20 protein-coding genes are annotated in these 19,417 nt (G+C 49.5%); 3 read left to right on the top strand and 17 right to left on the bottom strand.

Annotated elements, in window-relative coordinates; translation table 11 throughout:
• Positions 1-27: 27 nt before the first annotated feature.
• The gene (locus tag OO017_RS09230; protein WP_266052192.1) at positions 28-882 is read right to left on the bottom strand and encodes a universal stress protein; all 855 of its coding nucleotides are present in this window, start codon (positions 880-882) and stop codon (positions 28-30) included.
• 263 nt (positions 883-1,145) lie between these two features.
• Positions 1,146-3,362, bottom strand: a complete 2,217-nt coding sequence (locus tag OO017_RS09225) for a bifunctional alpha,alpha-trehalose-phosphate synthase (UDP-forming)/trehalose-phosphatase (RefSeq protein WP_266052191.1) — start codon at positions 3,360-3,362, stop codon at positions 1,146-1,148.
• A gap of 270 nt (positions 3,363-3,632) precedes the next feature.
• Between OO017_RS09225 and OO017_RS09220 the strand changes: the two genes are divergently transcribed.
• From OO017_RS09220 to OO017_RS09210, 3 genes are read left to right on the top strand one after another with little or no spacing between them, the layout of a single operon-like run.
• Complete coding sequence (locus OO017_RS09220) at positions 3,633-4,724, top strand: mechanosensitive ion channel family protein (RefSeq protein WP_266052190.1); 1,092 nt, start codon at positions 3,633-3,635, stop codon at positions 4,722-4,724.
• 31 nt (positions 4,725-4,755) lie between these two features.
• Positions 4,756-5,355, top strand: a complete 600-nt coding sequence (locus OO017_RS09215) for a DUF2179 domain-containing protein (RefSeq protein WP_266052189.1) — start codon at positions 4,756-4,758, stop codon at positions 5,353-5,355.
• Positions 5,356-5,365: 10 nt separating this feature from the next.
• Entirely contained in the window at positions 5,366-5,542 is a 177-nt protein-coding gene (locus OO017_RS09210) for a hypothetical protein (protein WP_266052188.1), read from the top strand.
• Positions 5,543-5,915: 373 nt separating this feature from the next.
• On the opposite strand, the gene OO017_RS09205 is transcribed toward OO017_RS09210, so the two are convergent.
• The 15 genes from OO017_RS09205 to OO017_RS09135 form a co-directional block, all read right to left on the bottom strand.
• Positions 5,916-8,174 (bottom strand): xanthine dehydrogenase family protein molybdopterin-binding subunit, encoded by a 2,259-nt coding sequence (locus OO017_RS09205; RefSeq protein WP_266052187.1) that lies wholly within the window; start codon positions 8,172-8,174, stop codon positions 5,916-5,918.
• Between the two features lie 21 nt (positions 8,175-8,195).
• Positions 8,196-8,651, bottom strand: a complete 456-nt coding sequence (locus OO017_RS09200) for a (2Fe-2S)-binding protein (RefSeq protein WP_266052186.1) — start codon at positions 8,649-8,651, stop codon at positions 8,196-8,198.
• Between the two features lie 68 nt (positions 8,652-8,719).
• Positions 8,720-9,211 (bottom strand): cupin domain-containing protein, encoded by a 492-nt coding sequence (locus tag OO017_RS09195; RefSeq protein WP_266052185.1) that lies wholly within the window; start codon positions 9,209-9,211, stop codon positions 8,720-8,722.
• A gap of 8 nt (positions 9,212-9,219) precedes the next feature.
• Positions 9,220-10,281, bottom strand: coding sequence for an alpha/beta hydrolase (locus OO017_RS09190; RefSeq protein WP_266052184.1), 1,062 nt, complete (start codon positions 10,279-10,281; stop codon positions 9,220-9,222).
• Between the two features lie 16 nt (positions 10,282-10,297).
• On the bottom strand, positions 10,298-11,038 hold the full coding sequence (locus tag OO017_RS09185) for a carboxymuconolactone decarboxylase family protein (protein WP_266052183.1): 741 nt from the start codon (positions 11,036-11,038) through the stop codon (positions 10,298-10,300).
• Between the two features lie 43 nt (positions 11,039-11,081).
• Complete coding sequence (locus OO017_RS09180) at positions 11,082-11,708, bottom strand: flavodoxin (RefSeq protein ID WP_266052182.1); 627 nt, start codon at positions 11,706-11,708, stop codon at positions 11,082-11,084.
• Between the two features lie 82 nt (positions 11,709-11,790).
• A complete protein-coding gene (locus OO017_RS09175; protein WP_266052181.1) occupies positions 11,791-12,846 on the bottom strand; it encodes an alpha/beta hydrolase in 1,056 nt (351 codons plus the stop codon).
• A gap of 199 nt (positions 12,847-13,045) precedes the next feature.
• On the bottom strand, positions 13,046-13,528 hold the full coding sequence (locus tag OO017_RS09170; protein ID WP_266052180.1) for a nuclear transport factor 2 family protein: 483 nt from the start codon (positions 13,526-13,528) through the stop codon (positions 13,046-13,048).
• 67 nt (positions 13,529-13,595) lie between these two features.
• On the bottom strand, positions 13,596-14,075 hold the full coding sequence (locus OO017_RS09165; protein WP_266052179.1) for a nuclear transport factor 2 family protein: 480 nt from the start codon (positions 14,073-14,075) through the stop codon (positions 13,596-13,598).
• Positions 14,076-14,144: 69 nt separating this feature from the next.
• Positions 14,145-15,131, bottom strand: coding sequence for an aldo/keto reductase (locus tag OO017_RS09160; RefSeq protein WP_266052178.1), 987 nt, complete (start codon positions 15,129-15,131; stop codon positions 14,145-14,147).
• A gap of 126 nt (positions 15,132-15,257) precedes the next feature.
• Positions 15,258-15,710, bottom strand: a complete 453-nt coding sequence (locus OO017_RS09155; protein WP_266052177.1) for a cupin domain-containing protein — start codon at positions 15,708-15,710, stop codon at positions 15,258-15,260.
• 144 nt (positions 15,711-15,854) lie between these two features.
• Positions 15,855-16,163 (bottom strand): DUF418 domain-containing protein, encoded by a 309-nt coding sequence (locus tag OO017_RS09150; protein ID WP_266052176.1) that lies wholly within the window; start codon positions 16,161-16,163, stop codon positions 15,855-15,857.
• A complete protein-coding gene (locus OO017_RS09145) occupies positions 16,154-17,197 on the bottom strand; it encodes a DUF418 domain-containing protein (RefSeq protein WP_266052175.1) in 1,044 nt (347 codons plus the stop codon). The genes OO017_RS09150 and OO017_RS09145 overlap by 10 nt, the downstream gene beginning before the upstream one ends.
• 51 nt (positions 17,198-17,248) lie before the next feature.
• Positions 17,249-18,433 carry an aldo/keto reductase gene (locus OO017_RS09140; protein WP_266052174.1) on the bottom strand — a complete coding sequence of 395 codons (1,185 nt, stop codon included), beginning with the start codon at positions 18,431-18,433 and terminating at the stop codon, positions 17,249-17,251.
• Between the two features lie 19 nt (positions 18,434-18,452).
• Positions 18,453-19,304, bottom strand: coding sequence for an aldo/keto reductase (locus OO017_RS09135; protein ID WP_266052173.1), 852 nt, complete (start codon positions 19,302-19,304; stop codon positions 18,453-18,455).
• Positions 19,305-19,417: the final 113 nt, after the last annotated feature.

The following is a 19,417-nucleotide window of genomic DNA, read 5'->3' as shown; positions in this document are numbered from 1 at the left end:
CGTAGATTTATTTCATACTTCAGGCCTTTATTCTTTCCCTCCGTGCAGTACCAGCAAAGGTACCTTCGCCTGATAAGTCATGCGTTCCGCCAGACTCTGGGAGAACAGACTCTTCAGAAACCCTTTCTCCCTTCTCACTAAAGCCATTATATCGCCACCAGACTGGGTGTAATACTGCGTAAGCCCCTCGTCACGGTGTTTGCTGGTGATCTCCTGAAAAGTAAGCGGTACGCTCGGGAAAAGCCCCTGCAGTTCCGTCCGGAAGGCTGCGGCCTCTTCTCCATCGTGCTCTTCACGTTCCTTCACAATGTGCACCACATCTATTCTGGCTCCAAAGCAGCTTCCCAGCTCTACCACTTCCTTCATGGCTGGCACGTCTTCGCCGCTATAGTCGGAGGCGTAAACGATATGCTCTATTTTGGGCGCGGGCGCATTTTTTGGTACAGATAGTACCGGGCATTTCACTTCCTCTATTACCGCTTCGGTGTTGCTGCCAATCAGCAGCTCTTCCATGGTGCTGTCACAGCCGGTAGTGCCCATCACGATCAGGTCGTACCCTTCCTGTTTGCTCAGCTGTTCGGCAACGTCTGTAAGTAAGGCTTCTTTCAACAGGTAATCGCAGGTAAAACCGCCGTCGCGGTTAGCCCCGTACTTCTCCTCCAGTTGCAGCACTTTGGCTTTCAGCTTGTCAGCGGCATCACGCATCTGCTCCCCCAGCAGTTCGGTTGCCACCAGCGCCGTCTCCGATGTGTCTACAATCGGCAGGTGCACCACATGCAATAGCGTGAGGTGCGCCCCCGCATGCTGTGCGATGTACACAGCATACTCCACAGCTTTATCCGAGGTACCGGAAAAGTCCGTGGGACATAGTATTTTATCCATTTTAGCGTTGGTTGGTTATTTTGCTTGTGTGTTTATATCAACATATTACTATGTATCCGTCAAATTAAAAAGCGATTGTAAAACTATTTTGTTGGCGCAATAGCTTTTATACTAGTTTAAATCCATAATATTCGATAAAACCAAGGTATATTCCTATTATACGTTCATACCTTTAAATTAAAACCACAAGCGTAAGTCCAATTCAGAAAAAAACCACCCGCCCATAAGGCTGCGGGTGGAGCATTCTTAATTTTAATACTTTATTAACCTGTCATCAACGCGCCGGAAGATTGCTCCGCTGCACTGTTCTGCACGAGGCGGTCCAGCATTTCGCGGGCTTCCTCGCAAGTATCCACGTGGTACTTGGCCACTGACGAGGCGTTACCTACTTTTATCGTGTAGGAGTTGCGGGGCATGGCCTTAAAAATATCTTCGTCGCCCCAGTCATCGCCCATGGCCATCACGAACTTGTGCGGGAACTTGCTCAGCCAGTAACTGGATGCCTTGCCTTTGTTTATCTCCTGCGCCTTTACCTCTACGGCCATCTGGCCATCCAGCACCTGCAGGTTGCTGTTAGAAGCCAGGAAGTTGAGATGGCTCACCAACTCACGGGCACGCAGCTCGCCTAAGCCGGTCTCTACGCGGCGGTAGTGCCAAACGAGTGAGTATTCCTTCTCTTCGATAAAGGAGCCCGGCGTGCGGTCCACGTACAGGTCCAGTATCAGGCGGATATCCTTTTTCCAGTCGTCCATGAGGCTGAGCATGGTTTGCCAGCCGGTGCCGCGCTGCTTTATCCAAACGCCGTGTTCGGCTATTATATCGATGTTGAGGTGGCCCAGCCAGTCCTGCATGGTGGCTTTCTCGCGGCTGCTCATCACGACCACCCTGTTTTTGGGATTGCTGCTCAGGCGCTCCAGCAGCTCCATCAGGTCATCATCAGGCCGTGCCATTAGCGGGCGGTGGCGGTAGTCTACTAGGGCGCCGTCATACTCCAGGAAGAACAGGCGTGAGCTGGCTGACTCATAGGCATTGCTCATCTCCAGGAAGGTAGCCTCGTCGAGGTAGGTAGTGGCCAGCGACAACTGCTTGATCTTGACGTAAGAAAGCCGATCCATGAACATACTTACCCAGTGGTGTATGTTGTAGCGCTTCAGCGACTCCTGCATGGTTTCCATGTGCTGCTGCTGCTCCTCCTCCGGCATGGTAAGCGACTGGTGAATGGCCTCCACCATCTGGTTAATATCGTTCGGGTTGATCAGGATGGCGTCTGAGAGCTCTTTGGAGGCACCGGCCATCTCGCTAAGTATAAGCACGCCTTTCTGGTCCAGCTTGCTTGCCACATACTCCTTGCACACCAGGTTCATGCCGTCGCGCATGGGGGTTACCAGGGCCACATCGGCCATGCGGTAAAAGGCCGAGAGCGTCTCCAGCGGGTAAGAGCGGTAGAAGTACTGGATAGGGTTCCAGCTGATGTGGCTATACTTGCCATTGATGCGGCCCACCAGTTCGTCCACCTCCTCTTTCAGCTCTTTATACTTCTCCACTGCATCGCGACTTGGCACCACCAGCATCAGCAGCGTTACCTTATCATGAAACTCCGGGTACTTCTCCAGGAAAAGCTCAAAGGCGTTCAGGCGTTGCGGTATCCCTTTCGAGTAATCGAGCCGATCTATGGAAAGTATGATTTTCTCCGCATTAAGGTTGCCACGGTAAATACGCTCCCGCTTCTTCACTTCTTCCAGTGCGGCAGTTCCGGCATACTTCTCATAGTCAATCCCCATCGGGAAAGAATCTACCAGCAGGGAGCGGTTGGGGGTATGAATCCAGCCGTGCATGCTGCCGTAGCCCACGATGCGGTTCACAGAGCTGAGGAAATGGCGCATGTCGTCGTAGGTATGGAAACCGATCAGGTCAGAGCCCAGCATCCCCTCCAGAAGCTCTTTGCGCCAAGGCAGCAGCCGGAACACCTCGTAACTCGGGAACGGGATGTGCTGGAAGAAACCGATGGTACTATCGGGAAGTTTCTCGCGCAGCATACTTGGCAGCAGCAGCAGTTGGTAATCGTGCACCCAGATAGTATCCTCGGGCCCGGCCTGCTCCACCACCGCATCGCAATATTTCTGGTTCACTTCTACATACGTCTCCCACAATTGCTGATCGTAAACGGCGTACTGGCTGAAGTAGTGGAAGGTTGGCCACAGTGTTTCGTTACTAAAGCCCTCGTAAAATTCTTTGATTTCTGTTTCGGTGAGGAAAACGGGGTGCATGTTTTCACTCTTGATGTCCTGGGTTATCTGCTCCTGCTTCTCCTGCTCGGTTACCACAAGGCCCGGCCAGCCGATCCAGACGTTATCGCCCTCTTTGTAGATCGAGCCCAAGCCGGTCGCCAAGCCCCCCTCGCTCGTCTTGTAGCTTAGTTCTCCGTCTTTCTCTTGCAGTTTTACAGGTAACCTGTTAGAAACTATAATCAGTTTTGCCATGCTCTGTGGTTTTTTCCCGGCAGGCAGCGCAGCAAATGGTTCAGGCGCAGTAAGAAAACTGCAGCTGTATGCCGGGTATTGGTTTATCTCCAGCGGTTGACACACATCAACCTACCTCACATACGTATAATTTGCGCCTCTCGTTCTCTAATATAGTTAAATATATATTAAGAAATAAATCTTAACACAAGTTGCAGGCTTTGCGCTGTCAGAATAACCCTTAGCGGCCTTACACAGTATTTTCATCACACAGCGGTATAACGAATGTCTATGAACTACTTTGATTCCCTTTACGAACGGTTTGAGAGCATCCTTGGCGGGCTGGCTGTGGTGGCCGTGGCTATAGTGGCGGGTATTATCACAAAGTACCTGCTCTTCAAGCTGCTGGATATCTACAACCGCCGCGAAAACCCGTTCTTCTTTAAGTCCCTTACCGCACACCTGAGCAAGCCACTCGCTCTTTTTATACCCTTGCTGTTCGTGTCTATTGCGCTGCCTGCCCTGCCCTACCGCGAAGAGTTGCTGTACAACCTGCGGCGGCTGGTGGAGACCCTGAACATTGTTACCTTCGCCTGGATTCTGATAGAGCTGACCAACGTGGCCCGGGACCTGGTGCGGCATAAGTATAACATTGAGCAGAAACCGGATAACATGCGCGAGCGCCGGCTGATAACCCAACTGCAATTTCTGCGCAAGGTAACCGTGGTCACCATTATTTTTCTGGCTGTAGCGCTGATACTGCTCAGTTTTGAGCCCGTGCGCAAGCTGGGCACAGGATTGCTGACCTCGGCCGGGGTGGCAGGTGTCGTGATTGGTTTTGCCGCCCAAACTTCTATTGCCAACCTGCTGGCAGGAATGCAGATAGCCTTTACACAGCCTATCCGCCTGGACGACGTGCTGGTGGTGGAAGGCGAGTTTGGCCGCGTGGAGGAGATAACCCTGACCTATGTGGTGCTGAAACTGTGGGACAACCGCCGCCTTATTCTGCCGCTAAACTATTTTATCCAGAAGCCGTTCCAGAACTGGACACGCACCGGCTCCGATATCTTAGCCTCCGTGTACCTCTACACTGATTATACCATGCCCATAGAACCCTTGCGTGTAGAATTTGATCGTATACTTGCCGGCACAGACCTCTGGAACAAACAGGTTTCGGTGCTGCAGGTAACCGACTCCAAAGAACGCACCCTGGAACTGCGTGCCCTCATGAGTGCCAGGGACTCGGCCATAGCCTGGGACCTGCGCTGCCTGGTACGCGAAAAGCTCGTCGGGTTTATCCAGCGTAACTACCCCGATGCACTGCCCAAAACCCGCAGCGAGTTTATCGGAGATAAGTTGCCCCCTTTATCAGACCTTTCGTAACTTAAGGCTGCCTATCATTAAAGTATAGCTTATGAATTTCTTTGAAGGAGTTGACCCGGTGGTTGTTGACTGGGTTATCATACCTGCCCTTATATTTTTTGCACGTATCTGCGATGTTACCCTTGGCACCCTCCGCATTGTGTTTGTGTCGAAGGGGGATAAGATAGTAGCTCCCATACTTGGTTTCCTGGAAGTGCTGATCTGGCTTGTTGCCATAACGCAGGTAATGGAAAATCTGAACAACGTGGCCTCATACCTGGCCTGGGCCGGGGGCTTTGCCATGGGCAACTTCCTGGGCCTGCGCGTGGAGCAGAAGCTGGCGCTGGGGCAAATGGTGGTGCGCGTAATCACCGTGGAGCCTGCCGATAAGTTGATCAGAATCCTGTCGGAGCATGGCTACCGCCTGACCTGCATCGATGCCAGGGGCACGCGCGGCAAGGTAAACCTGCTTTTCCTTATTGTGAAGCGTAAAAAGCTGCAGCACGTGCTGGACATCATCCGCGACTACAACCCGCAGGCTTTTTACTCGGTGGAGGATGTTCGTTCTGTTTCCGATATAGAAATTCCACAGGCCGAGAATGAACGCGCGGTAAGTATGCGCAGGTTCTTTCCGCTCCGTAAGGGGAAGTAAGTGTGCTATTATGCTTGAGTCAGATGGTCTAAAGCTTTACCTTGATTCCATTTATACTTTGTCCGGCACCTCAGCCATCATTCAGGGCTTTGTGGGAGTGTCGCGTAAAAGAGTAAAACCTTCCTGCAGACCCTCACTTTCAGAGATTGCCACCTCAGGTCTGCTGACAAGCAACAAGAACAGCTAACTATACTTGCGTACATTAAGCTCTTTTATGCCACGTCCTGCATCTCTTGAGGCATTTTTAGAAAAGTCTCAAGAGATGCAGGACGTGGCATAAAAAATTCCGGAAAAGCTCAGGAAGTGCGTACCGGCTACTTAATACTATCGGGTGCAACCAAACTATCGGCTGCAGTTATAGATGTATCGCTCATCATAACCCCTATTGGGTTTGTTGTATCGGAGGTTGGAGGAGGCGTGGTGCTATTGACAGTTGCCGTGCTGTCCGCATCGGCAGAACTCCCCCCTCCCTTTCCGCACGCCGTGAAAACAACAGCCAATAAGAGGGCTAAATATATCTTTTTCATATCTCGTTCATTTCTTATCTGAGAACTGTCTCCTTAAACCAGCGGTTGTTTGTCCTGCAGGAAGGGCTGGTTGTATTTCCGCTGGCCTGTTGCCCTGTACAAGGCGTTTGCCAGCGCCCCAAAAATAGGTGGGAACAACGGTTCTCCTAAGCCGGTGGGATCCGCCTCACTTTTCACAAAGTGAACTTCGATAGACTTTGGCGCCTCGCTGTGCCGAATCATGCGATAGGTTTCAAAGTTGCTCTTCTGGGGCACCCCATCCTGAAAGGTCATCTCTCCGAAAAGGGCATTTCCGATACCGTCCACAATGCCCCCTTCCGCCATGTTGGTGGCGGCATCCGGGTTCACCACCACACCGCAGTCAACCGCAGCATACACCTTCTCCACTACAGGCTTGTTTTCCTTCATCAACAGCTCAACCACTTCCGCAACGTACGTGTTGTGACAAAAATAAGCCGAAACACCCCGGTGCACATCGCTCTTACCCCTCTTCCAATCCGACTTGTCCTTCACCAATTTCAATACGCCGGCATAGCGGTCCGGGTCATAGTCATTCTGCTTTCCCACAGGCTTGCGTTTGGCACGCTCCAAAAGCTCCAGGCGAAACTCTATCGGATCCTTGCCTGCCAGCTCGGCCACTTCGTCCAGGAAAGACTGCTCCACCCCACCCAGGAAATTGGAACGAGGCGCCCGGAACGCCCCGATGGTGATGTTGGAATTCAGCGCCCACTCCTCTGCCAGGTAGTTGTCCACGGCACCGGCCGGGAAGCGGTTCTGGGCAAAGCCAAGAGGGCTCTCCGGAATACCCCCTGCCTTCACTTGGTACGCAATCATGTTGTTGTTTTCATCCAGTGCAGCTTTATAGGTAGCTGTGTACGTGGGCCGGTAAATGCCGTAGGTCATATCGTCTTCCCGGGAATAAACCAGCTTAACCGGGGCCTTCAATTTTTGGGAAATCACCGCTGCCTCCACCAAATGGTGCCCGTAAGCTCTTTGGCCAAAGCCGCCTCCCATTCTGGCCAGTTTGATGTGGATCTTTTCCTTAGGCATATCCAGGCGGGCCGTAAGGGTTTGCATGATAGACTCCGGTGCCTGGATGGGGCCGATGATTTCAGCTTTTTCTGCGGTGACATGGGCAAAGCAGTTCACCGGCTCCATGCAGTTGTGTGCCAGGAAGGGAGCCGTGTACGTTCGCTCGATCACTTTGGCCGCTTTTTTAAAGGCTCCTTCCGGATCCCCGTCTTTCCGAAGCTCTTTCCCGGGCTTTTTTGCCATTTCCGCCATCTTAGCCAGATGCCCTTGGGTGCTCTCCAGCCCGGCCGGGATGGTGACGGTCTGCTGATTACCGCCCCAGCCAGCCACTGTAACAGTAGAATCTGAAATCTTTTCCCATTCTACTTTCAATGCCTTCTTGGCGTTCATCACCTCCCAGGTGGTATTGCCCACCACCACGACCAGCTCTGTAAAACTGGTGGTATCGAAACCGTTTCTTACATAACCCTCCTCCAGCGTTTTGATGATAAATACATCCTTAATGCCAGGCATGGATCTGGCAGCACTGTCATCTACTGCTTTCACTTTCTGACCGAATGCCGGCGGATGGGCAATCATGGCAATAAGCATTCCCTCCTGCTTGTGGTCCAGCGTGAACAGGGGTTTCCCGGTCACGATATTCAGCCCCTCAACGTTCTTTTTCGAGTTGCCGATGATCTTGAAGTCGCCCACTTTCTTCAGGGGTACCTCCTCTGGCACCGGAAGCCCAGCTGCCTGGGAAGCTATCTCCCCATATCCCGCTTCTTTGCCGCTCGCCTCGTGGTACAGCATGCCGTCCTTCGTGGTGATTTCACCGGCAGGCACCTGCCAGGCTTTTGCAGCTGCCTGAACGAGCATATGCCGGGCGGTAGCACCTGCGGTGCGCAGCGGTTTCCAGGCCATCTGCATGGCCAGGCTGCCCCCGGTAAACTGGCGGTCAAACCGTTCAGGATAAAAATCAGCCTGCTCCACAATGACGTTCTTCCAATCAATGTCCAACTCCTCGGCCAGCATCATCGGCAGGGAGGTCTTGACGTTAGAACCGAACTCCGGGTTAGGGGCCATCAGGGTGACTACCCCGTTGTCTCCGATTTTAATGTAGCTGTTGAGCTCAAACCACTCTTTAGATAGGTTCGAAACCTCTTCCGGTGTGGGCTTGCAGCCGGCCAGCCAGCTAAAACTGAGCATCATACCCCCGCCTGCCAGGGCAGAGACTTTCAGAAAAGATCGTCGGTTCATCGGTGTTTTTACCTGTGTCATTTGCTCGGAAGGTTTAAGTGGTTAAGACTGAGCGGCTGACTTGATGGCCGCCTTGATACGCAGATAGGTAGCACAGCGGCAGATATTGCCGTTCATAGCCGATTCTATTTCCACGTCGGAAGGATTGGAGTTGCTTTTCAGCAAGGCCGCCGCGTTCATGATTTGCCCGGCCTGGCAGTAGCCGCACTGTGCCACATCGTGCTCCAGCCATGCCTGCTGCACCGGGTGGTCGCCTTTTTCTGACAGCCCCTCGATGGTTGTGATCTGCTTGTTCTCCACGGTTGATACCGGCAGCACGCAAGAGCGCACGGCTGTTCCATCCAGGTGAATCGTGCAGGCACCGCACTGGGCCATACCGCAGCCATACTTGGTTCCGACCAGGTTCAAATGATCCCGTAGTACCCAAAGCACAGGGGTGTTGGGGTCAACATCCACCACTCGCTTCTCACCGTTGATTTCAAGGTTGATCTTTGCCATCGTGATTTAATTTAAGTATGTCTAAATATAGGTCATTTTTACCCAAAAAGGTGCATCATTCAAAAGTTTTACTGCCTGTTGTACTCTTCATCCGTTACCGGTTCCAACCAAACTGTTGGGCCTTTTTCTCTTCCTGTTATAGCGATTTGTATAAATTCACTACCCGCACTTGCCCCGTGCCAGTGGGGTAGATCTGCCGGACACTTTACCACGTCCCCCTTGCGGAGAATTACCTTCTGTTGTCCTTTTTCTTGGTAGTACCCTTCCCCATCAAGCACCAATATAATTTGGCCGTTCGGGTGGGAGTGCCAGTTCGTCCTTGCGCCGGGTTCAAAGGTGACACTTCCTACTGAATTTTGGTTGATACTATCTGCTTGTACCAACATGGTTAGAAATGCGTTGCCTTTAAAGTTGTTGTTCTCAATTTTTTCACCCTTTGGGAAAATAGTTTTTCCCTGAGTTTCCAGATTCATTCTCTGTGTGGATTCGTTTTGCTTTGTGCATGAGAATACCAGCGCACCAATAAGAAATAATATAGGTATATTTTTAAAGTTCATCATATTGAATTTCAGAGATTGGATTGGTAAAAAGTGCCCAGTTTGTCCACCGCCTGCGACACATACTCGGGTTTCCAGTACGTTTGTATATGAGTAGCCCCATTGATAAGAAGCAGTTCCTTATTCTTGGCGTTGACGGCTTTACTGAAGGCATCATCCGTCATATAGTAGGTGTCGGCTTCACTACCCGCCATCATCAATAATGGCTGGTTTATCAAATCCATATTCGTACTGGCATCAAAGGTCATCAAGTCCAGCAAACTACTCATCGTGTACCTGAATGTGGAGTTCGGGTGTGCATGTGTTCTGTGGTAATAATAATGGCCTTCCCGATACAGGTCAAACGGCATTTTGTCTGCCATTTCATCGGTAATTTCTGTGTCGGCAGCGTAACGTATTTCACCTCCGGCAGCTTCTGATGCACGGGCTTCTGATGCTTGTTTTAACCGTTCCTGAATGGTTGAAAATTGGGAGTTCATAAAGCCATTCCGCCTTACTACACCAGAATTGAACATACTTAAGGTAGCAACTGCCTTGAAACGTTTATCTGATTGGGCAGCTTTTAAAGAGTATCCGCCACCGCCACAGATACCAAGTAGCCCTAGCCGGTTAGCATCAACACCTTTATATTGGGAAATAAAGTCACCCATTGCATGTATATCCTCAATACGGTTGGCGGGTTTATCAACATTACGAGGCGTGCCGCCACTGGCACCCTGATAAGCTGCATCTGCCGCAATGGTAATATAACCCTGCTCCGCCAAACGTTGTGCATACAAACCCGCAACTTGCTCTTTTACCCCTCCGTTGGGATGGGCGATGACAACGGCCGGGTACTTCTGCTTTGCATTGTAATTGGGCGGTGTGTACACATTCGCGGCTATGGTAATGTCTTTGATTTTATAGGTAACCGGATGGATGTTTACCTTGCCCTTTACATTTTCGGAAATGGCCCCGGCATATACCAAAGTATATGGATTTTGTTCATGAGACTTCTTGGTGGTTTGACCCTGTACCATACTTACAGTTACTATTGCCAATACTAAAACGAGTATTAATGATGTTTTTTTCATCTTGTAATTATGAATCTTATTCGGATTTCACGGACCTCAGAACCTCGTCCAACACAGATTGAGCCGCTTTAGCTTCTTTTTCTCCTACGCTTGCTTGTATGATGTTCACAAATTGCTGCAGTTGGCCAGGTGTTAGGCCGACATTCAGGCAGATTCTCATATGTGATCGCAGCATTGGCTCTACGCCACCAATACTGCTGAGCACCGATATGGTCACCAACTCTCTTTCGGAGTAGCTTAAGACATCTCGCTCAAAAATATCGGCAAACAGGTGTTCTTTGAGAAAGACCTCTATTTCAGGCGAAAAGGCTGCATAACCTGTTTTGGGACCATCTTGCGGTGCTCCTGTTAATTCTCCCAAAACCTCCTTGCCCTGGTCGTATTTGCTCCGCTTATCTTTGATTGGAGAGGCCTCAGCACCCCATTCATCGTTGATACCTTTGGCCTTGCGATCGTCCAGTACAGCCATCAAGGTTTGCAGCCCGCGAATACTGCGGGGAAAGCCACAATAGGCATACAGATGCACCATCACCTCCTTGGTTTCATTGATAGTCAGGCCAGCATCCAGCCCGTTATGCAAGGCGCCTTTCAAACTATCCAAATCACCACTAGCGGTAAAGGCAGCAATAGGAATTATAGCTTGTTGCTTCTTAGTCAGGCTTTGGCTTTCAGAAGTTATACTTTGTGCCCCAGCCTGGGCTGTAAACCCCAATAACACGACTAGCCAAAGGAGATATTTAAGACCGAACATTTTCATTTCTTTACCTAGTTTGAGTTTTTATGCTGGTTGATTCGAGCGCTTACAGCACTTTTATACTTCGCAGCCATTCTATAACTTCGGCCCGGACTTCTTCCCTTCTTTCTCCTTTTATCGCCAGGAGTATTCCGTCTCTTTCCAAACCACCTTTTATGGAAAAGCCTTCCAGTACATTGGCGTCAGTAGATAAGTCTTCTACTGTCTGAAAGCTACTTCCCACTCCGTATCCTCCATTGGTATTAAAGGGGATTACTGTTTTGCCGCTCAGATCATACTCCTTCAAAAAGCTTTTCATCGGGGGCGGCAGCTGCATGTCCCAGGTAGGGAAGCCAAGGAACACCGTATCATACTTCTGTATGTTCTCAATTTTAGTATTAAGTGGCGGCAAGTATCCCGTTTCATTTTCGTTGTCTACTTGTGCTACTATGGCATCGTAATCTTCCGGATAAGGTGTTTCCAGTTCAAGCTCTACCAATGTGCCGCCAATTTCTCTATGTATTATTTCAGCGATGGCCTCCGTGTTCTTGGTTCGGGACAAGTAAACGATAAGAATTCTGTTAGTTCTTGCTATTTCCTCTTCTACAGGGGGTAAGTTTTGTGCTTTGGAACAAGATGATAGCAAACAAAAAGCTGTGCTGACCAGTAACCATATCTTTATTATACTTCTCATTTCAATCCTTTTTCCTACACTGTAAAAATCCAAAAAACATAGGAAATTTATTGTAGACAGATTACAGGAATTCCTACCAATATTACTGATCCAGGCCTTTTTCCTTTAGCCATTCTGAAAGCAGATGCGCTACCTTCACATTGTTCAGGTCTGACATGGGGAAGTGCGTATTTCCTTTTAGACCTACATCAGGCAGGTAAACCAGGGTGACATCACCGCCGTGCTTGTTTACGACATCTCTCCACTGCCTGGCCATGGTATAAGCCGCACGCCACTGTTCCTGGCCAGGGTTCTCAACTGGCTGCTCTGGAATGTAATCCCCGTAGTAGATGATGATGGGGATTTTCGTCAGATCCTTAAACTCCTCCATTGGTACTCCCCTGGCACTTAACTGGCCCCCAACATAGGGAATGGGTTCAGGTACCTGGCCCTCCGGGAAAACAAAATTGCTCTCCGGCTCATAAGAAGCAATGGCTTTGATGTTGCTGTTCTTGATGGCGGCGAGCCACCCCTGTCCGCCGCTGTGGGAATGCGTCACCAGCACGCCCTGACCGATTTTGTCGAACAGGGCAGATACCGCATTAATATTTACTTCTATATCCAAAGGACCAGTATCTGGCGTTATGTGGCGAAAAAACTGGTCCAATGCCTCGGGGTCTTTTGAGAACTGAACACCAGGAAAAAACTCCCTGCCAATACCCATGCGGAAAATGCCAAACCAAAGCTGGTCGTCTGGTTTTGCGGGAATGGTGTTGGGTTCAGTACTTCGTCCTGCTTTGCCCCGCTTTGGCTGATCGATCAGGTAAACCGGATAGCCATTACGCAGGAAAATGCTTTGGAATCCCTCCGGCCCGTCAGGAGTGGTTTCCCAGGTCTTTGCAGACTGCCCATACCCATGCCAAAACACAAGGGGGAGTTCGCGCGCCTTCTGCGGTTTCTGGTAGAATACATAGGCATGGTCGCCGTGCAGCGTCTGCCCCTCCGAAGCCTGGTTTGCCGGGTTGAATGCTCCATGTGCAATAGGATCAAAGGTGCCGGGAGCGATCACCACCGTGCCCCCTACGGCAAAGCTGCCTTGTTCCTGAATAACCATCGGGGCGCTGCTTCCGCCTTCTTTCAGAGCGGCACAGGCCGTCATAAGCACAGTGGCAATCAGGTGTAACAGAATAAAACATATTTTACGGCTTATCTTTTCCACTTTATCGGATATCTTGAATTGTTTGCAGTTTCTTTTACAGCCCTATGCCCATTAGCTTCTATGTTCTGCAATAACCTGCCTTCGATACACTCCAACCATTTCTGGCTCTTTCCTCTGGTAAGGCCATGACCTGACCTCTCTAATGCTCAATCTGATGGGTGTCCCGCACACTGCTAAACGTCATCGCTAACAATACCCAACTGTCTCCTTGTTTTTTATAAACCTCGGTAACTGTAAATTCATTTTTAGCGTCATTGCCCCGGACCACAGCCGTCAGGGTGATGCGGTTCCAAAGGACGGCGACATCGTCAGTAATTTCTACCGCCACATCGTGTATATCCGCCTCCTTGTACCAAATACTCCCGGTTTTAATGATATCCAGTTCCTGGTTCTTTTTCCAGGTTCCACTCATATGCACAAACTTTGACTTGTCATGAAAGAGTTTGGCAAGCTTGTCCACATTTTTGTCTGCCATCCATTGCCATTTATCCTTAGAGAGATTGATGACCTGCTCTTCCGCGTTGGTCCTACTCGTCGTAGCAACGCTTGCTTTGTTATCTTGTGCGAAAGTCCCTTGTATACCCATTAGTAGGATACAGAGCGTGAGAATTGATGTTTTCAATCGGGTATTTATTTTAAAGTTAATTAACAGACAGATTTATTTTACCAGAGAATTACAGACATGCTACCTACTCCATTTTAACCGGCCTGCTTAACCTTGAAAAAGTGAGGGAACCCATCTTCCATTTACCATTTTCTTTGATGTAAACCTCCGTCACCATAAAGGGATTTATAACCTCGTTTCCGCCGACTACGGCTACTAAGTCAATGTCATTCAGCAGGATGGCCGTGTTACCAATGAAGTTCACTGCCGCTGAATAGACTTCTGCTTTCTTATAATGAATACGCCCGCTCTCAATAACGCTGAGTTCCTGCTCTTTCCCCCAGCTTCCTCCCATATGAACAAACACAGACTTTTCATCGAACAAGACTTTCAAAGAATCTACAGTCTTGTCTGCCATCCAGCGCCACTTGTCTTGAGAGAGTTGGAGGATTTCCTGCTCTGATTTTGTCGTGTTGGTTGTGGTGAAATTCGGAAGTTTCGCCTGGGCATATGATAGCTGCACACTGGCAATGCACAAAAACATCACAATAATTACTTTTTTCATAATTTTTAATATTATAGTTAAAGCCTCTTTTATACATTAAAGTCGTCACAGGGCCGCTTTCCCTCATTTTTAACGGTTTATCATTTTTTGAGCTTGTTCTGAATACCTATGACCTTGAATCTCGATATTCAACAAGGCCTCATTAATATCCTGAAGGTCATTAGCGGCCAACTTAAGCTCAGCCGCCCCCAAATTCTCCTCCAAACGATGCAGTTTCGTTGTCCCCGGTATCGGAACGATCCACGGCTTTTGCGCCAGTAGCCAGGCAAGGGCTATTTGTGCTGGTGTCGTCCTCTTTTCGTTTGCAATCCTGCCGAGCAAGTCGACCAACGCCTGGTTGGCTTTCCGGTTTTCTTCCGAGAAACGGGGAACAGTATTCCGAAAATCATCTTTTTCAAAAGTTGTACTTTCATCAATTTTGCCCGTCAGAAACCCTTTGCCAAGTGGGCTGAAAGGGACAAAGCCAATGCCGAGTTCTTCCAGGGTGGGCAGTATCTCCTGTTCAGGCTCCCGCCACCACAGGGAGTACTCGCTTTGCAGGGCAGTTACCGGTTGCACAGCATGCGCTTTGCGGATGATTTGAACCCCAGCTTCTGAAAGCCCAAAGTGCTTCACCTTTCCCTCCTGGATCAGCTGCTTAACTGTGCCCGCTACCTCTTCTATGGGAACGTTAGGGTCCACCCGGTGCTGGTAGAATAAGTCAATCGTATCTGTTCTAAGCCGTCTAAGGGCTGCTTCTGCTACTGCCCTGATTTTTTCTGGGCGACTGTCAACACCTGTCATAGCCCCGTTTTCCAATTTAAAGCCAAACTTGGTGGCGATGATAACCTTATCACGGAACGGCTCCAACGCCTCGCCTAGCAGCTCTTCGTTTGTAAAGGGGCCGTATACCTCCGCCGTATCAAAAAATGTAACACCGAGTTCATAGGCTCTTCGGATAAGTTTGATAGCTTCTCCTTTTTCTGTTGCAGGCCCATACCCAAAGCTCAGTCCCATACAACCAAGGCCGAGAGCAGATACTTCCAAGCCGCTTTTGCCAAATGTTCTTTTTTGCATGGCTTTCTTTTTAAAGTGCTTTAACTATATAATTTATAGCTCCCTAGCTATCTTCTCAGTGCTGAATCTGGATGGTAGCAGAAGGGCCAATTTTATACCTAAAGGTTCGAAGGCTAACAGGGCTATTTATTTACCGCCAAAGTATTCCTGCTCAGTCAGCTTTTCCAGCCATACCGTCTTGCCATTTTGAGCAGGTGTGGTAGAGAGGTAGGTAACCCCGCTTTCGGGTGAGGCACCGTGCCAATGCACCACGCCCGGGGAACATTTTACTACATCCCCTTTGCGAATAGTTTGCCTGGGTTTGCCCTTCTCCTGGTAATAACCAACTCCCTCCATAATCATCAGGATCTGCCCGCCCGGGTGCTGATGCCAGTTTAACCGTGCACCGGGGTCAAAGGTCGCCACAGAAATGCCGTAGTTGAAGGTACTGTCAGGCGCATGCACCTCATAGAGCCATACATTCCCGACGTGATTTACATTAGGGGCTTTCTCACCTTTCGGGAAGATGGGTGCACCCTGTGCAAAGGCTTGGGTGGTGCCCATGGCGAGCAATAGCATGGTTAATTTCAGTATCTTCATTAGTTATAAAATTTTAAGGTTTGGCAAAGAGATCAGCACTCTCCCCTCGGACTGGTATTATATTTAAAGGCAGAAGAGTAAGTTCCGTTACAGCCATACCAGGGTACATGGTTTTTGTGAATCAGAGTCTGCATCATATAGAAACTACTGCTTTGAGTTAAATGCAGGCTGTTCCAACTTACCTGCCTTTCTGCTTTCCATTTGCTTGAGTGGCGCCGTTTTCCGGAAAGGTTGCCGTTTCATGTAGGTTGCCGAGCGCCACAGCCACTCCAGCGGACCATACAGAAAGTACGTAAGCCAGAATTTACTAAGTATGATCTGTGCTACGTAGATGATTATTCCCAATACAAAAACCTCCGTGGGGTGCCAGCCACTAAAGATCGGACCAAAGGCCCACATAGAGAACAAAAGGCTACCGATCACGCCCTGCATAATGTAATTGGTTAACCCCATCGCCCATACGGTGATAAGACATCCAGGTAGCTGCCCGTTGATTTTGTCTGGTAGAGAAGGATGAATCCCATTGTCATGGCGCCGGAGAAAAGCACAAGATTGATATCATTCAAAGCCTGTACAGTTAAAAGAGTGGGTGATATGTAGGTGCCAGCGGGGTTAAACAAAGTGCGTAGCTCTACTGGTGGAATCATACTTTTGATCCAGCCTATCAACAAGGCGGCTGAAACGAAGCCTGCAAAAAGGAGCACATTCCTTTTTCTCTTCGTGCCTACCTCCTCAAAGAAACGGAGACGACCGACCACTAACCCCAGCATAAACAGAGCAAGGGTCACATAGCCACGCCCAACCATGCCAAACTGGTAGTTTAACTTTCCTTCCAGACGCTCTTCATAGTTATGCTTTGCCGAATTTAGAAAGGAGGGCTTGGCGATGTATTCCGGCACCTCAGCCGAAGCTTGCCCATTACCGCTGGTACGTCGGTCAGATGTTTGCTCGGATATAGCGTTGTTATTGATAGTTGCCTGAATAATACGTGGCGTCCCTACCAGTAAAAGGCAGGCAAGGGCCACCAATGTCCAGTTTTTAAACCGGTACAGTGGTATCATCAATAACCCAAAGACCGCGTAAACCGAAATAATCTCGAGGCTATAGAAAGAGTGCGCGAGCAGGCCGAGCATGAATAAAAGGAGCATCCTCCACACAAAGCGCTTTCGAAAATCGACTCCCTTTCTGGCGGCACTGTCCATTTGTATGAAGAAGCTAAGGCCAAACAAGAAGGCAAAAATATTGATGAACCTGCCCATGATGATGTTCTGGCCTATCCATTGAATGGCTTCATCTAGTGCAGGAAAGCGAGGGTCCATCTGCTCCGAAGGAATAGCATATATCCCGAAGCGCTGTAGCATGTGGATGAGAATAACACCCAATAAAGCAAACCCTCTTAGCGCATCTAAAACCGTAATGCGTTTAAGGGGCGATGACAATGATCTGGTTTGTTTCATTTCTTGATTCAACACTATACTATTCTTCATCAGTTACTTTGGTTTAATTCATTTAAGCAGGCATAAATACATGGAGCACTGCTATCCCTTTGGCGGCGCCTCAACGCCCATAGCCTCCATGACCGGTTTCGCATTTTTTGCTCCCGCAATCTCAATCTTCGACAGGCCATCATTGAATGCTTTCAGTTCAGCAGCAGAGAACTTTACCGAATCGGCCTTCAAATTTTCTCTAAGATGCACTGATTTTGATGTTCCAGGGATAGGCACTATCCAAGGTTTTTGAGCTAGTAACCACGCCAATGTTATTTGAGACGCCGTGGCATTTTTATGGAGCCCCCACTCTTCTATATAGTAAAGCATTTCAAGGTTCTGAGGTATGTTCTCAGGTGTTGTCCGGGGTAAAATAGCGCGAAAATCACCTTCAGAAAACCGGGTATTTTCGTTGATCGCATCCGCAAAAAATCCATAGCCTAACGGACACCATGGAACAAAACCGATGTTCAGCTCTTCGCAAAGAGGCAAAACCCCGGTTTCCGGATCACGGGTCCAGGGGGAGTATTCGTTTTGGATAGCAGCGAGAGGTTGTACCGCGTGTGCCCGGCGAATGGTGTTCAGACCAGGTTCAGAAAGCCCCCAGTGCAGCACCTTTCCTTCCTGCATCAGCTCCTTGACGGTGCCCGCAACGTCTTCAATGGGTACATTCGGGTCAACACGGTGCTGGTAGAGGAGGTCAACATAATCCGTTTTCAGCCGTTTCAAAGACCCCTCCACAGCCCTGCGAATGGTTTTCGGTCTACTGTCTAATCCCCTTCTTTCGCCGGTTTCTGGGTCCACATCAAATCCAAATTTGGTAGCGATTACCACTTCTTTCCTAAACGGCGCTACCGCTTCGCCAACCTGCCTTTCATTAATCAGAGGCCCATACACCTCAGCAGTGTCAAAAAGTGTCACGCCATTGTCAAAAGCTTCCCGGTAAAGTCTATTAACCTGACGCTGCTCCCGTACGTCTCCGGTATAGAATCCCACAACAGAGAGTCCTCCCAACCCAAGGGCCGAGACTTCTAAACTCCCTAACCTGCGGCGGTTCATAGCCTTGGGTTTCTGCAAGGCAGCACTGCTGGTTTCATTCTTTGCTGCTGCCCATGACAGAGGGCTCAGGGCCAGCCCTGCTCCTGCAAGTGCCGATCTGGATAGGAAGTCACGTCGGTTAACACCTTCGCCTTGAGCGTTAGATGCGTTTTCGCTGTTCATTTTCTCATTTTCCATAACCAACTCTTTTAATTGTTTAGATGTCAACCTCGGTTTCGCTGATCCACTTTACCACAGCCGGATCGCGGTGGTCGAAGAAGAGGCTTGCCTTTTGGTCCAGGGTGGCGATGAACTCCATGTCTTCCTGGCTCAGCTCAAAATCGAAAATATTGAAGTTCTCTTCGATGCGTGCCTTGTGCACAGACTTCGGAATGGACACCACGCCTCTCTGCGTAAGCCAGCGCAGCACGACCTGTGCCACCGACTTATCATACTTATGACCGATGGAGCTCAGTAGCTCATTCTTGAAAAGGTCATTCTTGCCTTCCGCAAACGGTCCCCACGACTGGATCTGTACGTTGTTTTCCTTCAGGAATTGTTGCTCTTCCACCTGCTGATTAAAAGGATGCGTTTCGATCTGGTTCACCGCCGGAACCACCTTGTTGTGAATGATCAGGTCTATCACACGGTCCGGCTGAAAGTTGCTGACGCCAATGGCTTTGATCCTGCCTTCGCTGTACAGCTCTTCCATGGCATGCCATGACCCGTGCACATCCCCGTAGGGTTGATGAATCAGGTACAGGTCCAGGTAATCCAGCTGAAGGCGCTTTAATGACTTCTCAAAGGCCCTTTTAGTATTCTCATAGCCGGCATCCTGCACCCACACTTTAGTGGTGATGAAGAGCTCTTCTCTTGGAACACCGCTTCCTTGAATGGCTCTGCCTACTGCTTCCTCGTTAAGGTAGACCGCAGCCGTGTCAATCAACCGGTAGCCTGCATCAAGGGCATTGGCTACGCTTCTTTCACACTCGGCTGCGTCGGGAATCTGGAAAACACCAAAACCCAGCAGGGGCATCTCCACGCCGTTGTTTAACTTAACCTTTTGCATATATTGATTCGTTTATCTCCTAAAATCTCGACACTACAAAGGTATAGTACATTAAGAGCCTGCATGTTATACAGATTACATGTTTGTATACCATTATTACTGATTCGGCAAGG

The organism is Pontibacter anaerobius, assembly GCF_026241195.1.
In the GTDB taxonomy this organism is placed as follows: Bacteria; Bacteroidota; Bacteroidia; order Cytophagales; family Hymenobacteraceae; genus Pontibacter; species Pontibacter anaerobius.
Note: the sequence above shows the minus strand (reverse complement) of the source record. Positions and strands in the feature narration are given on the sequence as shown.

Bases quoted from the DNA above. Each gene is read 5' to 3' on its own strand.
- OO017_RS09215 (WP_266052189.1), top strand. From the start codon at position 4,756: ATGAATTTCTTTGAAGGAGTTGACCCGGTGGTTGTTGACTGGGTTATC.
- OO017_RS09160 (WP_266052178.1), bottom strand. From the start codon at position 15,131: ATGCAAAAAAGAACATTTGGCAAAAGCGGCTTGGAAGTATCTGCTCTC.
- OO017_RS09175 (WP_266052181.1), bottom strand. From the start codon at position 12,846: ATGACGGCCTGTGCCGCTCTGAAAGAAGGCGGAAGCAGCGCCCCGATG.
- OO017_RS09210 (WP_266052188.1), top strand. From the start codon at position 5,366: ATGCTTGAGTCAGATGGTCTAAAGCTTTACCTTGATTCCATTTATACT.
- OO017_RS09140 (WP_266052174.1), bottom strand. From the start codon at position 18,433: ATGGAAAATGAGAAAATGAACAGCGAAAACGCATCTAACGCTCAAGGC.
- OO017_RS09190 (WP_266052184.1), bottom strand. From the start codon at position 10,281: ATGAAAAAAACATCATTAATACTCGTTTTAGTATTGGCAATAGTAACT.
- OO017_RS09205 (WP_266052187.1), bottom strand. From the start codon at position 8,174: ATGACACAGGTAAAAACACCGATGAACCGACGATCTTTTCTGAAAGTC.
- OO017_RS09230 (WP_266052192.1), bottom strand. From the start codon at position 882: ATGGATAAAATACTATGTCCCACGGACTTTTCCGGTACCTCGGATAAA.
- OO017_RS09225 (WP_266052191.1), bottom strand. From the start codon at position 3,362: ATGGCAAAACTGATTATAGTTTCTAACAGGTTACCTGTAAAACTGCAA.
- OO017_RS09195 (WP_266052185.1), bottom strand. From the start codon at position 9,211: ATGATGAACTTTAAAAATATACCTATATTATTTCTTATTGGTGCGCTG.
- OO017_RS09145 (WP_266052175.1), bottom strand. From the start codon at position 17,197: ATGAAGAATAGTATAGTGTTGAATCAAGAAATGAAACAAACCAGATCA.
- OO017_RS09135 (WP_266052173.1), bottom strand. From the start codon at position 19,304: ATGCAAAAGGTTAAGTTAAACAACGGCGTGGAGATGCCCCTGCTGGGT.
- OO017_RS09220 (WP_266052190.1), top strand. From the start codon at position 3,633: ATGAACTACTTTGATTCCCTTTACGAACGGTTTGAGAGCATCCTTGGC.
- OO017_RS09185 (WP_266052183.1), bottom strand. From the start codon at position 11,038: ATGAAAATGTTCGGTCTTAAATATCTCCTTTGGCTAGTCGTGTTATTG.
- OO017_RS09200 (WP_266052186.1), bottom strand. From the start codon at position 8,651: ATGGCAAAGATCAACCTTGAAATCAACGGTGAGAAGCGAGTGGTGGAT.
- OO017_RS09165 (WP_266052179.1), bottom strand. From the start codon at position 14,075: ATGAAAAAAGTAATTATTGTGATGTTTTTGTGCATTGCCAGTGTGCAG.
- OO017_RS09180 (WP_266052182.1), bottom strand. From the start codon at position 11,708: ATGAGAAGTATAATAAAGATATGGTTACTGGTCAGCACAGCTTTTTGT.
- OO017_RS09155 (WP_266052177.1), bottom strand. From the start codon at position 15,710: ATGAAGATACTGAAATTAACCATGCTATTGCTCGCCATGGGCACCACC.
- OO017_RS09150 (WP_266052176.1), bottom strand. From the start codon at position 16,163: ATGGGGTTAACCAATTACATTATGCAGGGCGTGATCGGTAGCCTTTTG.